Origin of the sequence: Sporosarcina cyprini, assembly GCF_022048975.1 — a bacterium.
In the GTDB taxonomy this organism is placed as follows: Bacteria; Bacillota; Bacilli; order Bacillales_A; family Planococcaceae; genus Sporosarcina; species Sporosarcina cyprini.
The window spans coordinates 135404-152439 of the sequence record NZ_JAKMHX010000016.1 but is presented as its reverse complement, the minus strand read 5'-3'; the positions used below and the strand labels follow the sequence as shown (position 1 = coordinate 152439).

The following is a 17036-nucleotide window of genomic DNA, read 5'->3' as shown; positions in this document are numbered from 1 at the left end:
ACGCCTCTTGGTCATCCCTTTACTTCTTCTAAACTTGCACCGTAATTAATATGATAGACGCTTCCATCAATAACCAACGCAGGAACTGACTTGACTCCTGCCCTTTCGGCTTCTTCAATCCGTCCCCGCTCAGTACCTAGATGTACAATTTCAGGATCAATTTTAGACGAATCGAGATAAGTGACCAACACTTTCTCCGCATCGACACAAACTGGGCAACCGGCATGATAGAAAACTGCCTTTGACATAATCAACCACTCCTCATCCTATTTATGCAGCGCTGCTAATTTGATTATAGGATCAGCAGGAAAGAGAGAACAATAGCAAATCTCCTATCTAAATGATAGGAGATTCCTATGATTCAACTGATGGTAGTTTTTTCATTCTCCATCCAGTCAATCATTTGATGTAGAAGCTTTTTTTCCATCTCCCCGCGCAAGTATAGGGGATGCCAGACCCCGAGCAGTTCGATCGCTTTCTTTAACAGCAGAACAGCGTTTTTTGTATCTCCTTGTATGTAAGACAAAAGCGCATTTCTTTTCGTCTCTGTAATAGCATCCAGTTTTCCGATGGATTTCAGCGCGTTCTCAATGCCGGGATGGCTTGCAAGCCTACCGGTGAAAAACAGAGCTGTGGCGTACGAGATATCGGCTATATCAGCGTACAGGTCATCCGTCTTTCCTGAACGGGTAAAGGCTGTCTGGAGCCCAACAGATGCAGCTTTTTCAGCATGCTCCGGAAGATGAAAGTAATTGATTGTATGCAAAAAACTTGTTGCAGACGGATCCTTCCCAGAGGTGATTAATTGTTCAACCGAATCAATCAATGCCGGATTCCACTGTTTTACATCTGTATTCCGCGACTCTTCCAACAGAATTTGGTGGCCCATTAAGAGAGCAGATTCATGCAAAGGCTCCGTTTTCAATTTCTTAATGACCAAACCGTCTGTAAACACAGACTTGACTGTCGCCGGTTGTAAATTTGAAGCACCGAGCAGGAAATTTACGAGACCAAAGATGAGAAGGAAGGGATGATGCCAGACGCTGAATGCCGCCGCGATGGAAAGAATGCTAATTCCTATGTTCATGAGCGGCCCGCCATAGATATAGCGAATTAATCGGTGTCGCATATCTTCAAGTTCCACCTTCTCAGAAAACCCCATCATGGCTCGTCCAACATAACCTAAAGAGGAGGGAATCCAGTGGAAGTGTAATTTGCCTTCATGCCGCTCCAAGACAAGGGGACCGACACTGATATTTAATACTTTCATTCCTTGTGTGATTCCAAATAGCGCATGCCCTGCTTCGTGAATGAAGACAGTCAGGGCGAAACTGACGAGAGCATACAAGGCCATACTGACGATCATGCCCAAAGACCATGCCTCTGGAAATAAAATGAAGTACAGGACCGCCAATAAACCAATGACGGCCCCAAGTAAAGCTGAACCTACCTGTTTCATATTGTCACCTCTAGCTGAAAAATGTCTTATAAATGAAGATCAGCACGACGCCTGCCAAGAATCCGATCAGTATCCGTCCAAATTGTTTCATACCAATCCCTCCCTTAATCAACCATTCGTTTTTTATAAATAACAGCAGTAAGCATAAACATCACAACCACCCATGCTGCAATGACTGCCAGCTGCATCCATACATCCCCAAACCCTGCTCCCGCTTCGACTTTGATCCCGATTTCAAGGAGTTGGATATTCGGCAAATAAGTCGCCGCTTTTAATATCGGATACTGTTCTGCAAGTGAAGTAATGAATGTCCCAAATGAGAAGATAATCATAACAGGCAATACAATAACAGATGCCTCCATAACTGACTTAGCAAACAGGCCAAGCAAGGTACCAAGAGCAATATAAAATAGGGCGGACAATAGGATGGCAATCGCCACAACTGCAATATTCGCCGGTTTATATTCCGCCAAAAACATACTCAACAAAATAGTGAAAAGTGTTAACACCAAGGATAATAAGCTTTTACCCGTCAAAATTTCAGTCGTGCTGGCGGGAGATAACATCAATCCACGCAATGTGTTCTTTTCTTTCTCCTCTGCAATAAGACAACTTTGTACAAAAGCCGCTACCATCGCAAAAGTAAGGTTAATCAGCATATAATGGGACTCAATTGCTGTGACGCCAATTCGGCCATAAATGGCTGCCAGAACTGGTGACAAAAAAATCACAATAGATACCGCCATGTTCCGTGAAAAATCTTTATAATCTTTCATAAATATTGCGTTTACCCGTTTCCAAGAAAATGTCATGCTAATTTCCTCCCTGTCACTTGTACAAAAATGTCACCGAGTGTTGGCTCGTTCGAGTGGATTGTCTCTACTTCATTGGCTTGCATGTAATCATAAAGCTGCTGTGCTCCTTCAGCACCGGCTGGCAGTATGATTTTCTCCTCGCTTTTCAGCTCGACTGTAATGGTCGAATCGGAAAATCTTTTCTTTAACTTGTCTGGCGCGTCCAGTAATTGAATCCGCCCCTTGTTTAAGAAAGCGACTCGATCGCAAAGTGTCTCCGCTTCTTGCATGTCATGCGTTGTCAGGAATATTGTCGTTCCTTTTTTATTGAGGGCACGCAATCCTTCATATATATGAAGCGTGTTCACCGGATCAAGAGCTGATGTCGGCTCGTCTAGGAATAACAGCTCTGGTTCATGCAAAAGGGCGCGGGCTAACGTGACTCGCTGCGTCATTCCTTTTGATAAAGTAGATATGCGTTTCTTCTGGTCTTCCTGCAAATTGACAGCCGCGAGAACTTCGCCAATTTTTGCGTATGGAACATCATACAAATCGCAATAAAGCTTTAAGTTATCATAGATGGAAAGTCTTCCATACAGGCCGCTGTTATCGGTTAAAACACCAAACCGTTTACGATAGGCGGGCTGTTTTAACTTGGAGATAGACTCTCCAAAAACAAGAGCTTCTCCACTGGTCGGTACCAATTGTCCGGTCAATATTTTAATAGTGGTTGTTTTCCCTGAGCCACTCGGGCCAAGAAATCCGAAAATCTCGCCCCGTCTCACTTGGAAATCCACACTCTCAATTGCTTTTTGATTGGCGAAGATCTTCTCAAGGTTTTTCACTTCGATAATATTTTCCATATTCATCCTCCTGGGAATTGTTCTTCATTTCGTATCTGCATCCTTAGATTAGTAGGAAATGAAGAGGCGAGCAGTATATTCCCGATGAAAAGAGTAACCGAGCTGGTCAATGGAGCAATGGAACCGTGAATGGAGTCTCGAAAAGTAAAAAACTTATTCAGTAAACAGTGTCAACTTGCTAGTTTAAAATGCAGCTAGAGACAGGACATGCCAGGAAACGGCTGGACAAGCGAAAAAAGCCGAAATATTTCCGGGGAAATAATCGGTTTTTCCACATTATTTGAGTCCGAGCATCTCTTTGAGTTCGACCATTTTCGATTTGGAAAGCGGAATTGTCGATTTAGAGATATCCTCCAGGACAAGACTGTAACTATTTCTTGTCCAAGTGACAACTTCCCTAACTTTTTGTAAGTTGACGATGTAGGAGCGATGACATCGGAAGAATCCGAATGGCAATAAACGTTCTTCCAACTCGGTCAATGTAAAGACACAAGAGAAGGACTCTCCCTTAATATGTAAAAAAGTTTGCCCTTCATTACTTTCTATATAATCGATCTCAGGCGGGTTAAAAAGGACAATTTTTTCATTAACCTTAGTCGGTATTTTTTCAAATCGGACAGGTTGTGTGCTCCCAACCGCGCCGGATGGATCAGCTGTCTCTTCGTCCTCATCTGCTTTCATTTGAATAGAACGCAATCCGTTATCATCTAATTGAAAGACGGTATCGGCCGACGTCACAGCACTTTCCAAATTTCCCGTCAGAATAAAGACCACTTTGCCAGCTTCTCGAAGGTGCTGAAGGGTGGACAGGTAAATTCGTTTTGATTCCAAATCTATATTTTGATCGGGCTCTTCTAAAACAAAGATGGCAGGATCTTGAATGAGCAAACAAGCGAGTTGTACCCGTTTTTTCTCCGAATAGGAAAGCTGTTTAATTTTCACAGAACGTTTCCCGTCCAGCTGCACCATCCGCAATATATCATCGAGGGATGCCTTAGAGCCATGAAGCCTTTTCGTAAATTGCAGCATCTCTGCAATGGAAAGGCGCTCATACAAGCCATGATGTAAAAAGAGAAAGCCGGTGCGGCTTGGCTGTTTGAGATTCTCGTCAAAACGAATTTCTCCGTGGGAAAGCAGAGTTTTTCCGAGTAACAGGTGAATCAGCTGCTCCCGGACATTTACGCTTGAATAGACAGCAACAACTTGCCCTTTGTTTACTGTTAAATTGAATGAAGGGAAAATCAAGGAATCATGAATGCGTTTTTCTGCATTTACAAACTCAAGTGTCATCAAGGTGCCTCATTTCGTTTCAATCTTATATAGAGAGTATAACAGCAATTCTGATAGACTCGAATAGATAATGAGTAGATTTTGGATGGGAAGGGTAACGGTGGATTTTCATACATAACTTCTCTATGGAGGCGACTGCGGTAATATCTGAGTGGAAACATTTCATAGGACCCAGTCGTTCCTAATGATAGGAATAAAAAAATGCCAATTCAGCTTTTGTAGGGAGATTAGGACAACATGGATGAATTAACAAAACAATACGTGGTCGGCTTGCGCAATGTGGGCAGCGAGTTAAAACGCTTTTCCATGGTTTATAAATTTGCGCTGGACGAAATGAATACGAAAATTAATATATTGAAGGAAGAGTTTCTTCATATTCATGATTATAATCCCATTGAACACTGCAGTTCCCGGTTGAAATCACCGGAAAGCATTTTGAAAAAGGTGCACCGGAAAGGAATTGAGTTTTCGTTAGAGGCGATAAAAGACAATATCAAGGATATAGCCGGAATCCGGATCACCTGTCCTTTCGTATCGGATGTTTTTAAAATCAGTGAAATGATCGGGAACCAGAAGGATGTAGAAATGGTTGAGGTAAAGGATTATATTACGAATCCTAAGCCGAACGGTTATCAAAGTCTGCATCTTATCGTGAAGATTCCTGTATTCATGTCAGATCGTGTCGAAGACGTGTTTGTGGAACTGCAAATCCGAACAATCGCCATGGACTTCTGGGCTAGCTTGGAACACCGGATATTCTATAAGTATGACAAGGATATTCCTCAGCGGATCAAAAACGATTTGAAAGAGGCGGCGTTGGCCGCATCGGCGTTAGATGCCAAGATGGAGAATATTAATAAAGAAGTCGTCATGATCAAGAATAAGAATAACGAAGAGGCAATTTTCGAGGATACATTAAATGTGCCGCAGCCGATAATCGAATTGCTGTTCAAGGATGTCTTCGAATCATCGCTTGGAGTGCCGAATCAACTATCGGAACTGCCAGTAACGAGTAAATAAGAAAAGGGTGGAATCAAGTCAATTCCACCCTTTTTTAAGGATGTCTTTCACGCCAAAAAGCGAGGGTATCCGCCAAATAAAGGTTCCTAGACGCCAAATACGAAGATTATGCGCCAAATAAAACGGGCTGACTGCCAAAAACCAAAGATTTACGCCAAATTAGAGCGCCGGCGCGCCAAATCCGTATGTTTCTGCGCCAAATGACTACCGCCCGATTCTAATAAGAAGACCGAATAAGCGACCCGCCCCCGAAGTTGTATATCCTAAATTTCTTTCTTCTTAAAATAAAACAATCCTGCCAAGAAAAAGACGGCGAAGCTGCCGATAATTACAATAAATAACGTTTCCGCCGATGTATTCAAAGCACCGAAACTTTCACTCGAATCGGGCATCATCAAGAGAAAAGGCTGCGCCCAAGGATAGTAAGGGCCGAACCGCTCGGAATTGACAATCAGCATGTTTGGAATCGTAAAGATGACATTAATGGCAAGCGGAGCTGCAAAACTAGACCAGGCGACGGAGACAAGTAGTTGCAGTGCGAGCAATGGCATACATGCCAGCCAGCCGCCGGCGATACTTGAACCGAGCACGTTCCATGGAATAGTCTCAGGAAATCCTTTCATACAACCAATGACGAGCAATGCCGCGACGAACAGGAGCTGGGTCAGGCCAATCAATAGGGCGACTAACAGCATTTTCACGACATAGACATTTCCCCGGTGAACAGGCAGGGTAAGGAGTTGCTTCCAACCGCCGCCCGCATGTTCATACCGGCAGACGAAGCTGGCAAAAACACCAGTCAAAAGGGGAAGGAAAAGAATCGCATGGCCGACAGACATCATGCCCATTGTCGTAACCCATTGCATTCCTTCAAATTGCGGCACTTCATTGAACTCCAATAGGCCGATGAAAAATGAAAGCAGCGGACTGACAAAAATTAATAGCCAGATCGATGACTTTCGAAGTTTATAAAACTCAGACTTAAATAAAGCTATCATTCATTTCACATCCCTTCGTGAAAAATCAATGAGACTGAGCAAATAAATGCCGAGTCCTGTGACAATACCGAATAGGACGGAGTAAACCGGTTCCTCCCATTCATTCACGAGCCATGGCCATTTCAATGGCATCCAGTCAGGGAAACCTGTCGCATACATCGAGACAATTGTACCTAAAATGCCTGTCGTTAACGGAATCGCCTGGTTCTTCATTGAGATAGCGAGCCATGTTTGAAGCGCTAAAAAAGGCATGGCAGCAAGGAACGGAAAGAAGCACATCTTAAGTAAATACAGAATCGGAATATTTGTCCCGAACTTGAGACAAATGCCTAAAATAATGGTTCCGACGACCAGCAATATACAGGCCATGAACAATAGAACAAATGAAAGCAGCGCTTTTCCTGCAAATACCTTCATTTTGGAAACGGGCAGGGAGAGGAGCTGTTTCCATGCATTCGTCTGATGCTCTATGTTAGCAATCATGGATGTGAGAATGGTTAGTCCGATCAATATGGTCGGTACGGAAAGCATCGTCACTTCTCCGATGAGCCCTCCCCACAAATCGTCTTTATATTGGCTGGTCAGCCAGTCATACCGGAGTCCAAAATTGACGGCCTGGAGACCAACAACGCCAAGAGGTCCAAGTACAACTAGGAAGAGGATAAGCTTCCGTTTGATTTTAATAAATTCAGAGAGCATCACTCGTGTCATAGAAGACCGCCCTCCTTGCCAGTCAGCTCAAGGAAGATTTCCTCCAACGATTTCTTCTGTTCCTCCACCCGGTAGATTGAGAAATCATGCTCCACAAGAGATTTCACAATAGCCGCCACCTGATCATCCGTCCCGCGGTCAATAAATAGATTGTTTTGAACTAAATCAGTAGTGAACCCGTTCGATAACAGCGTTTTCCACGCAGCTTCCACATCGTTCACAGTTAATTTGATGCTGCTGGACGCCTGCTCCCGCAGCTTTTGGATGGAGTCCTGAAAAATAATTCGGCCTTTTGTAATGATGCCGACTTGTGTCGCCATCTGATCAATCTCCGACAGCAAGTGACTAGACACGACAATCGTAATGCCATGTTCTTTTGGCATGCTTTTGATCAGCTCACGCATTTCCAAAATACCGGACGGGTCCAGTCCGTTCGTCGGTTCGTCCAGAATGAGCAGTTCCGGATTGCCGAGCAGGGCGGTTGCGATGCCAAGACGCTGCTTCATTCCTAAAGAAAAGCCTTTGACGGGGCGTTTTGCGTCTTTTGTCAGCCGGACGATGGAAAGGACTTCGTCAATCCGTGATTTCGGTACATCCAGTAGCACGCGGACCGCTTCCAAATTTTCACGGGCCGTCAAATGCCCATAGTAGGAAGGGTATTCGACGAGAGAACCGACTTTCCGGAGGATAGCCATTTTTTCCTTTCGAATATCCTTTCCAAACATGTGAATCGATCCCTTTGAGGGGCGGGCGAGTCCTAACAGCATGCGGATTGTTGTCGTTTTTCCTGCACCGTTTGGTCCTAAAAAACCGTAAATTTCTCCTTTTTTCACCTTCAGATCAACATGATTCACAACACGCGTTGCTCCGAACTTCTTCGTTAAATTTTTCGTTTCAATAATGAATTCACTCATGTGTATCACCTCACTATCCAGCTTAGCGGGGGTAGGTTAAATCGAAGGGGTAGGGAAGTTTAAATTTCGTTTAAAAAATAAAACCGGATCCACTTGTGTAAAGTGTATCCGGCAGTGTGTCTATTTTTATTGTTCCATAAATCCTTGGATTCTCTTTGGTATCATGACCACTTCGGTCGTCAGATCTTTTGATCCAAACGAAGCATCAATGCATTCATCCCAATAGGCGAGGTGCTGCTTGTCAATCCAATGCTCTGATTCTTCCACGTCTTGGCCGCCCTCGCCACGTACGGAATACCAATATAAGTATTCTTCTCCGTTCAACGTCTCGCGAAAGATCGTTTCCACGAACATCTTTTCACCTTCCAACGTAACAAGGACCTCATCCATATTGTCATTTAGAAACGCCAGCCATTCATCCACGCGCTCTGATTTTCCTTCTTTCACTCGGTATCTAGTTAGTTCAATGTTCATGATAATTGCTCCTTTGTCTCTGGCTAATTGTCATTGTTGTTCCTTGCGTATTTGTTTGGATGTCCCACTCCAAGTTCATTTCCTTCATCATCAAGGAAACGATGGAAAGCCCGATGCCGACTCCTTGAGAGGGCGACTTGGATTTCATTCCGGGACCGTGGTCTTCTATAATCAGTGTTTCATCTTGAATTCGAATGGCAATGAAGCGGCCAGTCACTGCATGCCTATGAATATTTTGCAGCAAGTTATCGAGAATTCGGCTGAACCATTGAGGATCTGCCTGCCAGAAAACTTGCCGGTCGGGTATATCCAATTCCATCGCGAACTGCAAATTCTCGAAAACCGGATACCATGCGGCGAATGAGGTACGGATAAGCCTGACGATATCAATCTTTTCAGGATGGAACGGGTACTTGCCTGTCGTCAAAAGCGTATAGGAGACGAGATTGTCGATGAGCCCGTCCATGTATCTAATTTTTTCATCAAGCAATTTCACGGATTCCGTTCCTTTTTCGCTCAATTGCTCTTGTTGCAGCCGGTAGGCGTGACCGCGAATGGTTGTGAGCGGTGTCCGTAAGTCGTGCGATAAATTGGCAATCAATTCTTTGCGCAATTCCTCTTCCTCGATTTGGCGAAGCCGGCCTTCCTCTACTTCCTGTACCATCCGATTAAAGGACAATTCCAGACGTCCAATTTCATCCTCCCGTGAGACGGCTACCGGGGAAGGGATCCCGCTTTGATCCGATAGGGCCATCGCTTCTTGCAAATGTAGAAGCCGTTTGCGGATACGGTAGAAGAACAAAGTGGAAATGAGAATGAAGACAACAAAAACAGTTAACAACGCAATTGGAAAGAGAAAATTATATTGTTCTCTTAGTTTATCACTTGGACTTTCCATATCAGCCCGGGGCAATTGGAAGACGATAAAACCGTTTCTCCCTTTTTCTCCAAGGAAAGCGACTGTGGTGAATGGGTCGGTCGTCAATCCTCTATGATCTTTCATGAATTGAATGGCGTCCGTTGCACTCCATTGTTGCCGTACTGAAAGATTTTCGGGGAACGTGACACGTGTCTGCCCTTGTGCATCGACCCAATAGAGATTCGCATCTGTGTAAACTTCGTACAGCTGGTGGAATTCGTCCCGGATCTCCTCTTCAGTAGCCTGTTCAAGGTCATTCGCCTTGCTATGCCACATAGCCTCAAGATCTGTTCCGTTATATAAACGATCGTCGGATTCTTTTTCGTAAAGCGTATTGTAAAAAACAATGGATAATCCGGTTATCGAGACGGGCAAAATCATCGTCGCGAATAAAATGATCAAGACGTACTGGGCCAACAACGAACGTCTCAGCCGTTTCATTGCTTCACCCGATACCCGATGCCCCGAATCGTTTCAATGATCGTTGGCCGGCTCGGATCTTTTTCAATTTTTTCTCGTAAATAGCGGATATGGACCTGGAGTGTTTTATCTCCCTCCAGATAGGGCTCCTGCCAAATGCCCTCGTATAATTGCTCTTTCGTCAGAATCTGATTCGGGTGTCGCAGGAGATAGGTGAAAATCTGATGCTGCTTGGCAGTCAATAAAATTTCTTCACCTGCTATCGTTTCAATCCGGTTTTCTTTTAAATTAATTCGCAAATGCCCTAACGCTATTTCTTCAACAGAATCCCTTCCAGACCTCCGCAACAACACATCAATCCGTGCTGCCAGCTCATCGGGGTGAAAAGGCTTCGTCAAATAATCGTCGGCGAATTGAAGCCCGGCCAATTTATCATCTACTGCAGTACGGGCGGACAACATTAAAATTGGAATATCCCCTTGCTTCCGTTTCAATCGCTGGCCAATCGTAAAGCCGTCGAGCCCCGGAAGCATCACATCTAAAATGACAAGATCCGCATCCACCAGGGCCTCATCCGCGCCGTCGCCCGACAGCAGCCAACGTACTGAAAACCCGCGTGACTCCAAATCTTCCTTCACAAATCTCCCAATCTCTCGATCATCCTCTATATATAAAATGGTTCGCATATCATTCCCCCGCAATCTGATATAGCTCTATCCTAGCTGATTGATTGGTGAAATGTAAATCATGGAAAAAAGGAGTTGGACGGTTTAAGACGAAAGAAACTGCAAGGGAGCTGATGGAGTTGAATGAAAACAAAAAGAATCTCGTTCAGAAGGAGAGAGAAGGGAATCCAGTCGGAAATGTGAAAGACAGCCTCGATCAAGGAAGCCGCGGTCTTCGGGAAATGAGCTGGAAAGCGACCGGCGTTTTGATTATTGGAGCGATACTTGTCTACATAGTAATTGTGCTGTTGCGGTGAGAAATGGAGGATAGATTCTTGAAAAAACGAGCAGTTGCCATCAAGCAGCTGTTGCCGAATTGCTTTTTGTATAAAGAGAAGTGAAATGATTGATTGCCAGAAATAAAATACGAGCGGTGCGAAATGATAATCGAGAGATTTCAGGAATATATGAGCGCTCGTGAATGCGATACGAGCGGTTGCCAAAATATACGATCGGTTTCCGGGATAATCGAGAGGTACGGGACAGGATACGAGAAGTTCAAGCAAGTATACGAGCGGTTACTCTGAAGAGAAGGGATCGTCAAAATTCGTGCGGCACTTGGTGAAGTGAAAAGGCCGATTGCTCTATGCAGGGGGCGGATCCAGGTTAGATACGGGAAGTCCCGTGGCAGATATGAGCACTCTTTGTGAATTTACGAGCAGTTCCGCAAAGATACGAGCACTCTTTGTGCTATACGAGGAGTTGCGCACCAGTTATGAGCACAATTTGAGTTATACGAGCAGTCCCAAGGCCAATACGAGCACTCTTTGGAATATATGAGCAGTTGCCATGAAGCAGCTGTCGCCAAATTGCTTTTTGCATAAAAAGAATAAGAGTAGTTCTCGATTGTTGAACTATTGGCCACGAATTCTTCAACTATTAAGAAATGAGCATTCCGGCGACTATTATATCGAAGTGCCTCTCGATGGTCCGAGTTGTCGTATACGTCATCGTTCATTCTGAATAATAAAGAGCAACGGATCCCTTCATAGGAACCGTTGCTCTTTATTCATGAGTTTTCTATTTATCTGAAAGACCACTAATATAGTCTTTGACTTCAGCAATATTATTCGTTTTTAGCAATATTTCTTTTTCATCTGCCATTATGAATACTGGAAGTTCAGTAATCTGGTATTTCTCTAGCTTTTCTTTTGGCCAACTCATTGTCGTGACGGGAATTTGTTGACGTATTTTATACTTTGAAATGTGTTGTAGTAATTCATGTTGATTAATATTCTGATCGCTCTCATCTTTTTCATCATAGATGATGTATAACTCGATAACATCCTCACTTAAAGATAATAGATTTTCCTCCTCTTTTTCAGAACAACTAGAAAGCAGTAGACCCACCCAAATAATAAGCATAATTTGAGCTACTCTCAAATTTATCTTCCTCCAATAATTTTGAGTATATCCTTACTGGATAGATGCATTAATGAATGTAAGAATTATCTTAAATTTTAGCTTTAATTGTAATTATATTAAAGAAAAGGAGTTATTATAAGTGGAAAAAATATTGTTTACGACAGCTACTACTTTTTCGATTTGATGAAAACATATCATCCTGTCAGGACGAAAGTACCTTTTGAAATAGGGTGTTCCCTAATAGGTTCAAGGTGATTTCTGCCGTATGATGGGAATAGTAGAAGAATTGTCTTTGTAATTGAGAAGAGAGTATTCCCTTGACTTGCGATTTGCAGTTCTCTTGTATGATTAATTAAGAATAATGTGATATTTTAGTAAAGAAACGTTGCAATAATAGTCGTCATCTTCAATTGGAAATGAGCAAGTCGGTGGAGCGTGCCGTTGAATTATGCAGGACGGCGCTTTATGCTGTAAGGAAAGCATGTCTAAAACTATGGAAAAGAGGCGCTTCGCTCATTTTCCGTCAGGGAGTCGTAGCCATGAAAGAAGAACTATTTAATGTCCAGCAGGAAATCGAAGGGATTCAAAACGAATTTGATTTCAATTATGTGGGTGTGGCGTTCGTTCAATCGGCGGATCGGCGGTTTGAATTGCGTTGGAAATATGTGACGGGAAACAGGAGTGATCGGCATCAGCGGCTCACGTTGCAGTCGGGGAAAGGGATTGCGGGGCTTGTCTTTAAGACGGGAAAGCCGATGTTTATTTCAAGTGCGGATGAGGAACTCGGCGGAGAGGATCTTTATAATTATCCGATCGTTGTGGCGGAGGGACTTAAGAGTTTTGGCGCCATCCCGCTTTATAAGTATAACCGGGTGAGAGGTGTGCTGTTAGTGGGATACCGGACAGACGGGATGCTGAAGGCTGAGGTTTTTCAGGAATTCCAGAATTGGATTGGTCCGCAGTTTGGTCCGTTTTACAGCAAGGAGATGGTATTCGAATGAATGGAATCAGTGGAATGCAGTTGTCGGAGCTGTTGATGAAGCTGTATGGCAACTCGGCGGAAGCAATCTTTTTTTTCGACCGGGACGGCAATGTGCTCGGGATGAATGATGCGGCAGCGGATATTTTGGAGGAAGATGTGTATCGGCAATTGATGGCTGGCCAGTCGGGAGCGATCTGCCAAACGTGCAAAGGTTATATGAGTTCCGATGAATTGCAGACGTGTGCTTCTTGCTATATGTCCAAGCCGGAAGAGGATATCAGCTCGTTCCAAGTGTATTTTGATACGAAAGGGAAGGGCGTCATCCCGTATTCCGCGAGCATTCAAACGATAGATCAGGAGAATGGTATCCGTGCATTTTTGCTTCGGGATATGACGCACCAGTTCCAAACGCAGGAGGAACTCACCCAGAAGCGGATGATGAAGCGTGTCATTAAAGCGCAGGAGAATGAACGGAAGCGGATTTCCCGTGAACTGCATGATAGTGTGGCGCAGGAAATGCTCAGTTCACTTGTCGATTTGCGTGTGCTGAAGTATATGAACATCAGTGAAGAAGCGTTGAAGAAATTACAACAGACAGAAGGCTCCCTTATGAGGCTGTTGGATGATATCCGCCATTTATCCGTTGAGCTCCGTCCTGCCACTCTCGATGATCTAGGCTTAAAGGCAGCGTTCCGGACGCATTTCAAATGGATTGAAAAGAATTATGGCTTGATGATTCATTTTGATACTGGCCTTGAAGCGGAACGCTACGGGGGAGAAGTGGAAACCGTCTTCTACCGGGTCTGTCAGGAGGCCGTATTCAATGCGCTGAAATATGCGGATGTGGAGGAAATCACCGTTGAGCTTGACGAACAGAATGAGACACTCCAATTGGTTGTGAAGGACGATGGCAAAGGGTTTGATTTACATGAAATCGAACCAAAAGGAACGGGTCTTGGCTTGTTTGGAATGAAGGAACGAGCGGAACTGGTGGATGGCGACTTGACAGTGGAATCGGTGATCGGCAAAGGGACGTCCATCCGCTTGCGGGTGCCTGTGAAGAGGAGGGAGGACGCTTGAAAATTGTCATAGCCGACGATCACGCGGTCGTGCGCAGCGGGTTCATGTATATCTTGAATTTCCAGGAGGACATGGAAGTGGTGGCTACGGCGGCGGATGGCCTGGAAGCGTATGAAATGGTGGCCAAGCATCACCCGGACATCCTGTTGATGGATCTAAGCATGCCACCGGGGGAAAGCGGGTTGATTGCCACCGGGAAAATCAAGGAGGACTTCCCTGAAACGAAAATTATCATTTTGACTATGTATGATGATGAAGAGTATTTATTTCATGTATTAAAAAATGGGGCGTCCGGTTATGTACTGAAGAATTCGCCCGATGAAGAGCTGCTCACGGCGATCCGGACTGTACATGACGGCGGTACATATATCCATCCATCCATGGCGACTTCGCTCGTCCGGCAGTTTGTCCAGAAGGATTACCAGGAGGAAGAAACCGATCCTTATAAAATCCTTTCGAGACGGGAAATCGAAATTTTGCCTCTCGTCGCCAAAGGCTATGGGAATAAAGAAATTGCGGAAAAGCTATTTATCTCGGTAAAAACAGTAGAAGCGCACAAGTCGAAGATGATGGAAAAGCTGAATTTGAAAAGCCGTCCGGAGCTAGTCGAATATGCGCTGAAAAAGAAATTTCTGAACTTCTGAAAAAGGAGGTCCGCACACGTTATGAAATCGACCTATGACGATGAATTGCCGGCAATCGACGTGCTTAAAAATGAACATAATTTTTTGTCGAAACTGATGGGGAGTTGGCATACCGCTGTTTTGGGCTTCCGAAGTAATCGTTATTCACCGGCAGAGGGCAGGGAAGTATGGCAGTCATTGCGCAGACAGATTATGGAGTTTATCGGCCCCTTTCGAAACCATACAGAGAAAGAGGAGGAGTTTCTTTACCCCTTGCTTGTAAAAAACGCGGAAACCGAGAGGGATTTATTCGCCATCAAAAAGGTGAAGGAAGAGCATGCGAGGATTCTGGCAGGTATCGAATTTTTATTGCAGTATTCCTATGAGGATATTAATAATATGACGTTGGTTGAATTAAAGGCAATCGCCAAGGATGCAGGCAAACTGTTTGATCTAATGACTGCCCATTTCAATAAAGAGGAAACGCTTCTGTTTCCAAAGGTTCTCAATACCCTTCGTTCTCCGGAACAGCAACAGCTGTTCAATGATGTTTATACATCTATTATTTGATTGAATGCGAGCCTTGTTTTGTATTTAGTAAAGACTTCTGTAATTCTGGTATACTGAAAGAGATAGAATCGTCAGTTATCGTACTGAGCGAGAACAGTATGTGGAATAAATGCAGAACGGGGAAGCCGATTTAGAAATGCTCATCCTTCATTAGAATGAAGTGTTGAGCGCTGTTATCCGCTATGTCGGTACATTTGTCGATATGACTATAAACCGTTCCGAGGGCGTCCGATCCTATCGATTGGAAGCTCTCGGTTTATTTGTTGGAAAGGGGTGAGGGAGATGGACAGCAGGTACTCGAGACAAATGCTTTTCAAGCCGATCGGGGAAACAGGACAAAAACGGATTGGCTCCGCTCATGTCGTCATCATCGGATGCGGGGCGCTCGGTTCCCCGATTGCGGAAATGCTAGTTCGCGCGGGCATCGGAAAACTAACAATTGCAGATCGTGATTATGTGGAACGATCGAATTTACAGCGCCAGCAATTGTTTACAGAGCAGGATGCGGACGAAGGGACGCCGAAAGTAGTTGCCGCAGAGCGCCGGCTGAAAGACATACGGCGGGACAGTGATATCCGGATTGTGTTGGACCATGTGGACGGTCCATTGTTGGAGGAATTGGTTGCTGACGCTCATCTGATCATGGATGCGACGGACAATTTTGAAACACGCCTGCTCATCAATGACGTGGCTTGGAAGAAAGGCATCCCATGGATACACGGCGCCTGCGTCGGCAGTTCGGGGACGGTATTTCCATTCATCCCAGGCGAAACCGCCTGTTTCAGATGCCTGTTGCCTGTCCTCCCATCCGTCAATGAAACATGCGATACAGCAGGAATTATCGCACCGTCAGTTCAACTGGTGGCGGCACGGCAGACAGCGGAGGCATTAAAGTGGCTGACGGGAAATGAAGACGCCATGATGACGAAGCTGCTTCACTTTGATATATGGAATAATACGCAGGTGGAAGCAGGTATTTCCCGCCTCCGCCGTCCAACTTGCGAGACATGCGGCGAGATGCCGACATACCCGTCTTTACATAAGCCGGAAGGGACGAATTATGCCGTTCTTTGCGGCCGTGAAACAGTGCAAATAATCCCGGATAACGGCCGTGCGCTGACAATGGACGATGGAGAAGACGTCGCGAAGCGGATTGGGAGCGACTATAAGCGGACGCCCTTTTTCATCGAATTTCATGTGGAAGACTATCGCTGCGTCCTCTTTCAAAACGGCCGCCTGCTGATCCATGGGCTGCGAGATTTGAATAAAGGCCGTCAGATATACCATCAATTGTTCGGATAGGGGGAAGGAAGTTGTCGGAACTGCTGCCAACAGATAAACGAAAGCCGATTGGCATAGGCATCTTAACTGTCAGTGATACGCGTACCGCGGCAAATGATAAAAGCGGAGATGTAATAGAAGAGTTGGCGAGAGCAGCAGGCCATCATATTCAGGTGCGCCGAATCTGTTCTGATGAACGGGAATCGATTGAAGCGGTCGTGAATCAATGGCTGCAGGATGCGAGCGTCGATGCGATAGTGATCACTGGCGGAACGGGGATCGGTTTGCGGGATGTGACGATTGAAACGGTGACACCCTATTTTACGAAGCGGATTGATGGCTTTGGAGAGCTGTTCCGCTATTTGAGCTACACGGAAGATGTCGGTTCGAAAGCAATGTTAAGCCGCGCCACAGCTGGGGGGATTGGAGAAAAGGCGCTTTACGCGTTGCCGGGTTCGTCGAAGGCTGTGAAACTTGCCATGGAAAAACTGATTTTGCCGGAGCTCCATCACATCGTGTACGAGTTGACGAAGCACCGGCTTTAATTA

20 protein-coding genes are annotated in these 17036 nt (G+C 44.9%); 8 read left to right on the top strand and 12 right to left on the bottom strand.

The genetic code is table 11. The features are described 5' to 3' along the window. Nucleotides 1-11: 11 nt before the first annotated feature. The 5 genes from L7D49_RS04385 to L7D49_RS04365 form a co-directional block, all read right to left on the bottom strand. Nucleotides 12-248: a thioredoxin family protein gene (locus L7D49_RS04385; protein ID WP_238079601.1), complete on the bottom strand. Its 237-nt coding sequence runs from the start codon at nucleotides 246-248 to the stop codon at nucleotides 12-14. 113 nt (nucleotides 249-361) lie between these two features. Continuing rightward, complete coding sequence (locus L7D49_RS04380; protein WP_238079600.1) at nucleotides 362-1459, bottom strand: site-2 protease family protein; 1098 nt, start codon at nucleotides 1457-1459, stop codon at nucleotides 362-364. Nucleotides 1460-1563: 104 nt separating this feature from the next. Further along, nucleotides 1564-2271 (bottom strand): ABC transporter permease, encoded by a 708-nt coding sequence (locus tag L7D49_RS04375; RefSeq protein ID WP_238079599.1) that lies wholly within the window; start codon nucleotides 2269-2271, stop codon nucleotides 1564-1566. After that, nucleotides 2268-3116 carry an ABC transporter ATP-binding protein gene (locus L7D49_RS04370; RefSeq protein WP_238079598.1) on the bottom strand — a complete coding sequence of 283 codons (849 nt, stop codon included), beginning with the start codon at nucleotides 3114-3116 and terminating at the stop codon, nucleotides 2268-2270. Before L7D49_RS04370 ends, L7D49_RS04375 begins: the two co-directional genes overlap by 4 nt. A 276-nt stretch (nucleotides 3117-3392) precedes the next feature. Next, nucleotides 3393-4406: a LytTR family transcriptional regulator DNA-binding domain-containing protein gene (locus L7D49_RS04365; RefSeq protein ID WP_238079597.1), complete on the bottom strand. Its 1014-nt coding sequence runs from the start codon at nucleotides 4404-4406 to the stop codon at nucleotides 3393-3395. 237 nt (nucleotides 4407-4643) lie between these two features. Between L7D49_RS04365 and L7D49_RS04360 the strand changes: the two genes are divergently transcribed. Then, nucleotides 4644-5426, top strand: a complete 783-nt coding sequence (locus L7D49_RS04360) for a GTP pyrophosphokinase (protein WP_238079596.1) — start codon at nucleotides 4644-4646, stop codon at nucleotides 5424-5426. Nucleotides 5427-5689: 263 nt separating this feature from the next. Here the strand turns inward: L7D49_RS04360 and L7D49_RS04355 are convergent, their stop codons facing one another. From L7D49_RS04355 to L7D49_RS04330, 6 genes are all read right to left on the bottom strand, one after another. After that, nucleotides 5690-6424: an ABC transporter permease gene (locus L7D49_RS04355; protein WP_238079595.1), complete on the bottom strand. Its 735-nt coding sequence runs from the start codon at nucleotides 6422-6424 to the stop codon at nucleotides 5690-5692. Beyond that, nucleotides 6425-7135 (bottom strand): ABC transporter permease, encoded by a 711-nt coding sequence (locus tag L7D49_RS04350; RefSeq protein WP_238079594.1) that lies wholly within the window; start codon nucleotides 7133-7135, stop codon nucleotides 6425-6427. Beyond that, nucleotides 7132-8049: an ABC transporter ATP-binding protein gene (locus L7D49_RS04345; protein WP_238079593.1), complete on the bottom strand. Its 918-nt coding sequence runs from the start codon at nucleotides 8047-8049 to the stop codon at nucleotides 7132-7134. The genes L7D49_RS04350 and L7D49_RS04345 overlap by 4 nt, the downstream gene beginning before the upstream one ends. Nucleotides 8050-8175: 126 nt before the next feature. Beyond that, on the bottom strand, nucleotides 8176-8523 hold the full coding sequence (locus tag L7D49_RS04340; RefSeq protein WP_238079592.1) for a DUF6176 family protein: 348 nt from the start codon (nucleotides 8521-8523) through the stop codon (nucleotides 8176-8178). Then, nucleotides 8513-9883 carry a sensor histidine kinase gene (locus L7D49_RS04335; protein ID WP_238079591.1) on the bottom strand — a complete coding sequence of 457 codons (1371 nt, stop codon included), beginning with the start codon at nucleotides 9881-9883 and terminating at the stop codon, nucleotides 8513-8515. The genes L7D49_RS04340 and L7D49_RS04335 overlap by 11 nt, the downstream gene beginning before the upstream one ends. After that, nucleotides 9880-10548 carry a response regulator transcription factor gene (locus L7D49_RS04330; protein WP_238079590.1) on the bottom strand — a complete coding sequence of 223 codons (669 nt, stop codon included), beginning with the start codon at nucleotides 10546-10548 and terminating at the stop codon, nucleotides 9880-9882. Before L7D49_RS04330 ends, L7D49_RS04335 begins: the two co-directional genes overlap by 4 nt. Before the next feature lie 47 nt (nucleotides 10549-10595). On the opposite strand from L7D49_RS04330, the gene L7D49_RS04325 reads away from it, so the two are divergent. Continuing rightward, on the top strand, nucleotides 10596-10844 hold the full coding sequence (locus tag L7D49_RS04325) for a DUF6366 family protein (protein WP_238079589.1): 249 nt from the start codon (nucleotides 10596-10598) through the stop codon (nucleotides 10842-10844). 763 nt (nucleotides 10845-11607) lie between these two features. Here the strand turns inward: L7D49_RS04325 and L7D49_RS04320 are convergent. After that, nucleotides 11608-11970 carry a hypothetical protein gene (locus L7D49_RS04320; protein WP_238079588.1) on the bottom strand — a complete coding sequence of 121 codons (363 nt, stop codon included), beginning with the start codon at nucleotides 11968-11970 and terminating at the stop codon, nucleotides 11608-11610. 521 nt (nucleotides 11971-12491) lie between these two features. Between L7D49_RS04320 and L7D49_RS04315 the strand changes: the two genes are divergently transcribed. From L7D49_RS04315 to L7D49_RS04290, 6 genes are all read left to right on the top strand, one after another. Further along, complete coding sequence (locus L7D49_RS04315; RefSeq protein ID WP_238079587.1) at nucleotides 12492-12953, top strand: GAF domain-containing protein; 462 nt, start codon at nucleotides 12492-12494, stop codon at nucleotides 12951-12953. Continuing rightward, complete coding sequence (locus L7D49_RS04310) at nucleotides 12950-14014, top strand: sensor histidine kinase (protein ID WP_238079586.1); 1065 nt, start codon at nucleotides 12950-12952, stop codon at nucleotides 14012-14014. The genes L7D49_RS04315 and L7D49_RS04310 overlap by 4 nt, the downstream gene beginning before the upstream one ends. Beyond that, on the top strand, nucleotides 14011-14658 hold the full coding sequence (locus tag L7D49_RS04305) for a response regulator (protein WP_238079585.1): 648 nt from the start codon (nucleotides 14011-14013) through the stop codon (nucleotides 14656-14658). Before L7D49_RS04310 ends, L7D49_RS04305 begins: the two co-directional genes overlap by 4 nt. Nucleotides 14659-14679: 21 nt before the next feature. Next, nucleotides 14680-15207, top strand: a complete 528-nt coding sequence (locus L7D49_RS04300) for a hemerythrin domain-containing protein (protein WP_238079584.1) — start codon at nucleotides 14680-14682, stop codon at nucleotides 15205-15207. Nucleotides 15208-15489: 282 nt separating this feature from the next. Next, entirely contained in the window at nucleotides 15490-16509 is a 1020-nt protein-coding gene (locus tag L7D49_RS04295) for a ThiF family adenylyltransferase (protein ID WP_238079583.1), read from the top strand. An 11-nt stretch (nucleotides 16510-16520) separates the two neighbouring features. Next, nucleotides 16521-17033, top strand: coding sequence for a MogA/MoaB family molybdenum cofactor biosynthesis protein (locus L7D49_RS04290; protein WP_238079582.1), 513 nt, complete (start codon nucleotides 16521-16523; stop codon nucleotides 17031-17033). Nucleotides 17034-17036: the final 3 nt, after the last annotated feature.

Coding starts and splice junctions, on each gene's coding strand:
- L7D49_RS04385 (WP_238079601.1), bottom strand. CDS start 248: ATGTCAAAGGCAGTTTTCTATCATGCCGGTTGCCCAGTTTGTGTCGAT.
- L7D49_RS04380 (WP_238079600.1), bottom strand. CDS start 1,459: ATGAAACAGGTAGGTTCAGCTTTACTTGGGGCCGTCATTGGTTTATTG.
- L7D49_RS04375 (WP_238079599.1), bottom strand. CDS start 2,271: ATGACATTTTCTTGGAAACGGGTAAACGCAATATTTATGAAAGATTAT.
- L7D49_RS04370 (WP_238079598.1), bottom strand. CDS start 3,116: ATGGAAAATATTATCGAAGTGAAAAACCTTGAGAAGATCTTCGCCAAT.
- L7D49_RS04365 (WP_238079597.1), bottom strand. CDS start 4,406: ATGACACTTGAGTTTGTAAATGCAGAAAAACGCATTCATGATTCCTTG.
- L7D49_RS04360 (WP_238079596.1), top strand. CDS start 4,644: ATGGATGAATTAACAAAACAATACGTGGTCGGCTTGCGCAATGTGGGC.
- L7D49_RS04355 (WP_238079595.1), bottom strand. CDS start 6,424: ATGATAGCTTTATTTAAGTCTGAGTTTTATAAACTTCGAAAGTCATCG.
- L7D49_RS04350 (WP_238079594.1), bottom strand. CDS start 7,135: ATGACACGAGTGATGCTCTCTGAATTTATTAAAATCAAACGGAAGCTT.
- L7D49_RS04345 (WP_238079593.1), bottom strand. CDS start 8,049: ATGAGTGAATTCATTATTGAAACGAAAAATTTAACGAAGAAGTTCGGA.
- L7D49_RS04340 (WP_238079592.1), bottom strand. CDS start 8,523: ATGAACATTGAACTAACTAGATACCGAGTGAAAGAAGGAAAATCAGAG.
- L7D49_RS04335 (WP_238079591.1), bottom strand. CDS start 9,883: ATGAAACGGCTGAGACGTTCGTTGTTGGCCCAGTACGTCTTGATCATT.
- L7D49_RS04330 (WP_238079590.1), bottom strand. CDS start 10,548: ATGCGAACCATTTTATATATAGAGGATGATCGAGAGATTGGGAGATTT.
- L7D49_RS04315 (WP_238079587.1), top strand. CDS start 12,492: ATGAAAGAAGAACTATTTAATGTCCAGCAGGAAATCGAAGGGATTCAA.
- L7D49_RS04310 (WP_238079586.1), top strand. CDS start 12,950: ATGAATGGAATCAGTGGAATGCAGTTGTCGGAGCTGTTGATGAAGCTG.
- L7D49_RS04300 (WP_238079584.1), top strand. CDS start 14,680: ATGAAATCGACCTATGACGATGAATTGCCGGCAATCGACGTGCTTAAA.
- L7D49_RS04295 (WP_238079583.1), top strand. CDS start 15,490: ATGGACAGCAGGTACTCGAGACAAATGCTTTTCAAGCCGATCGGGGAA.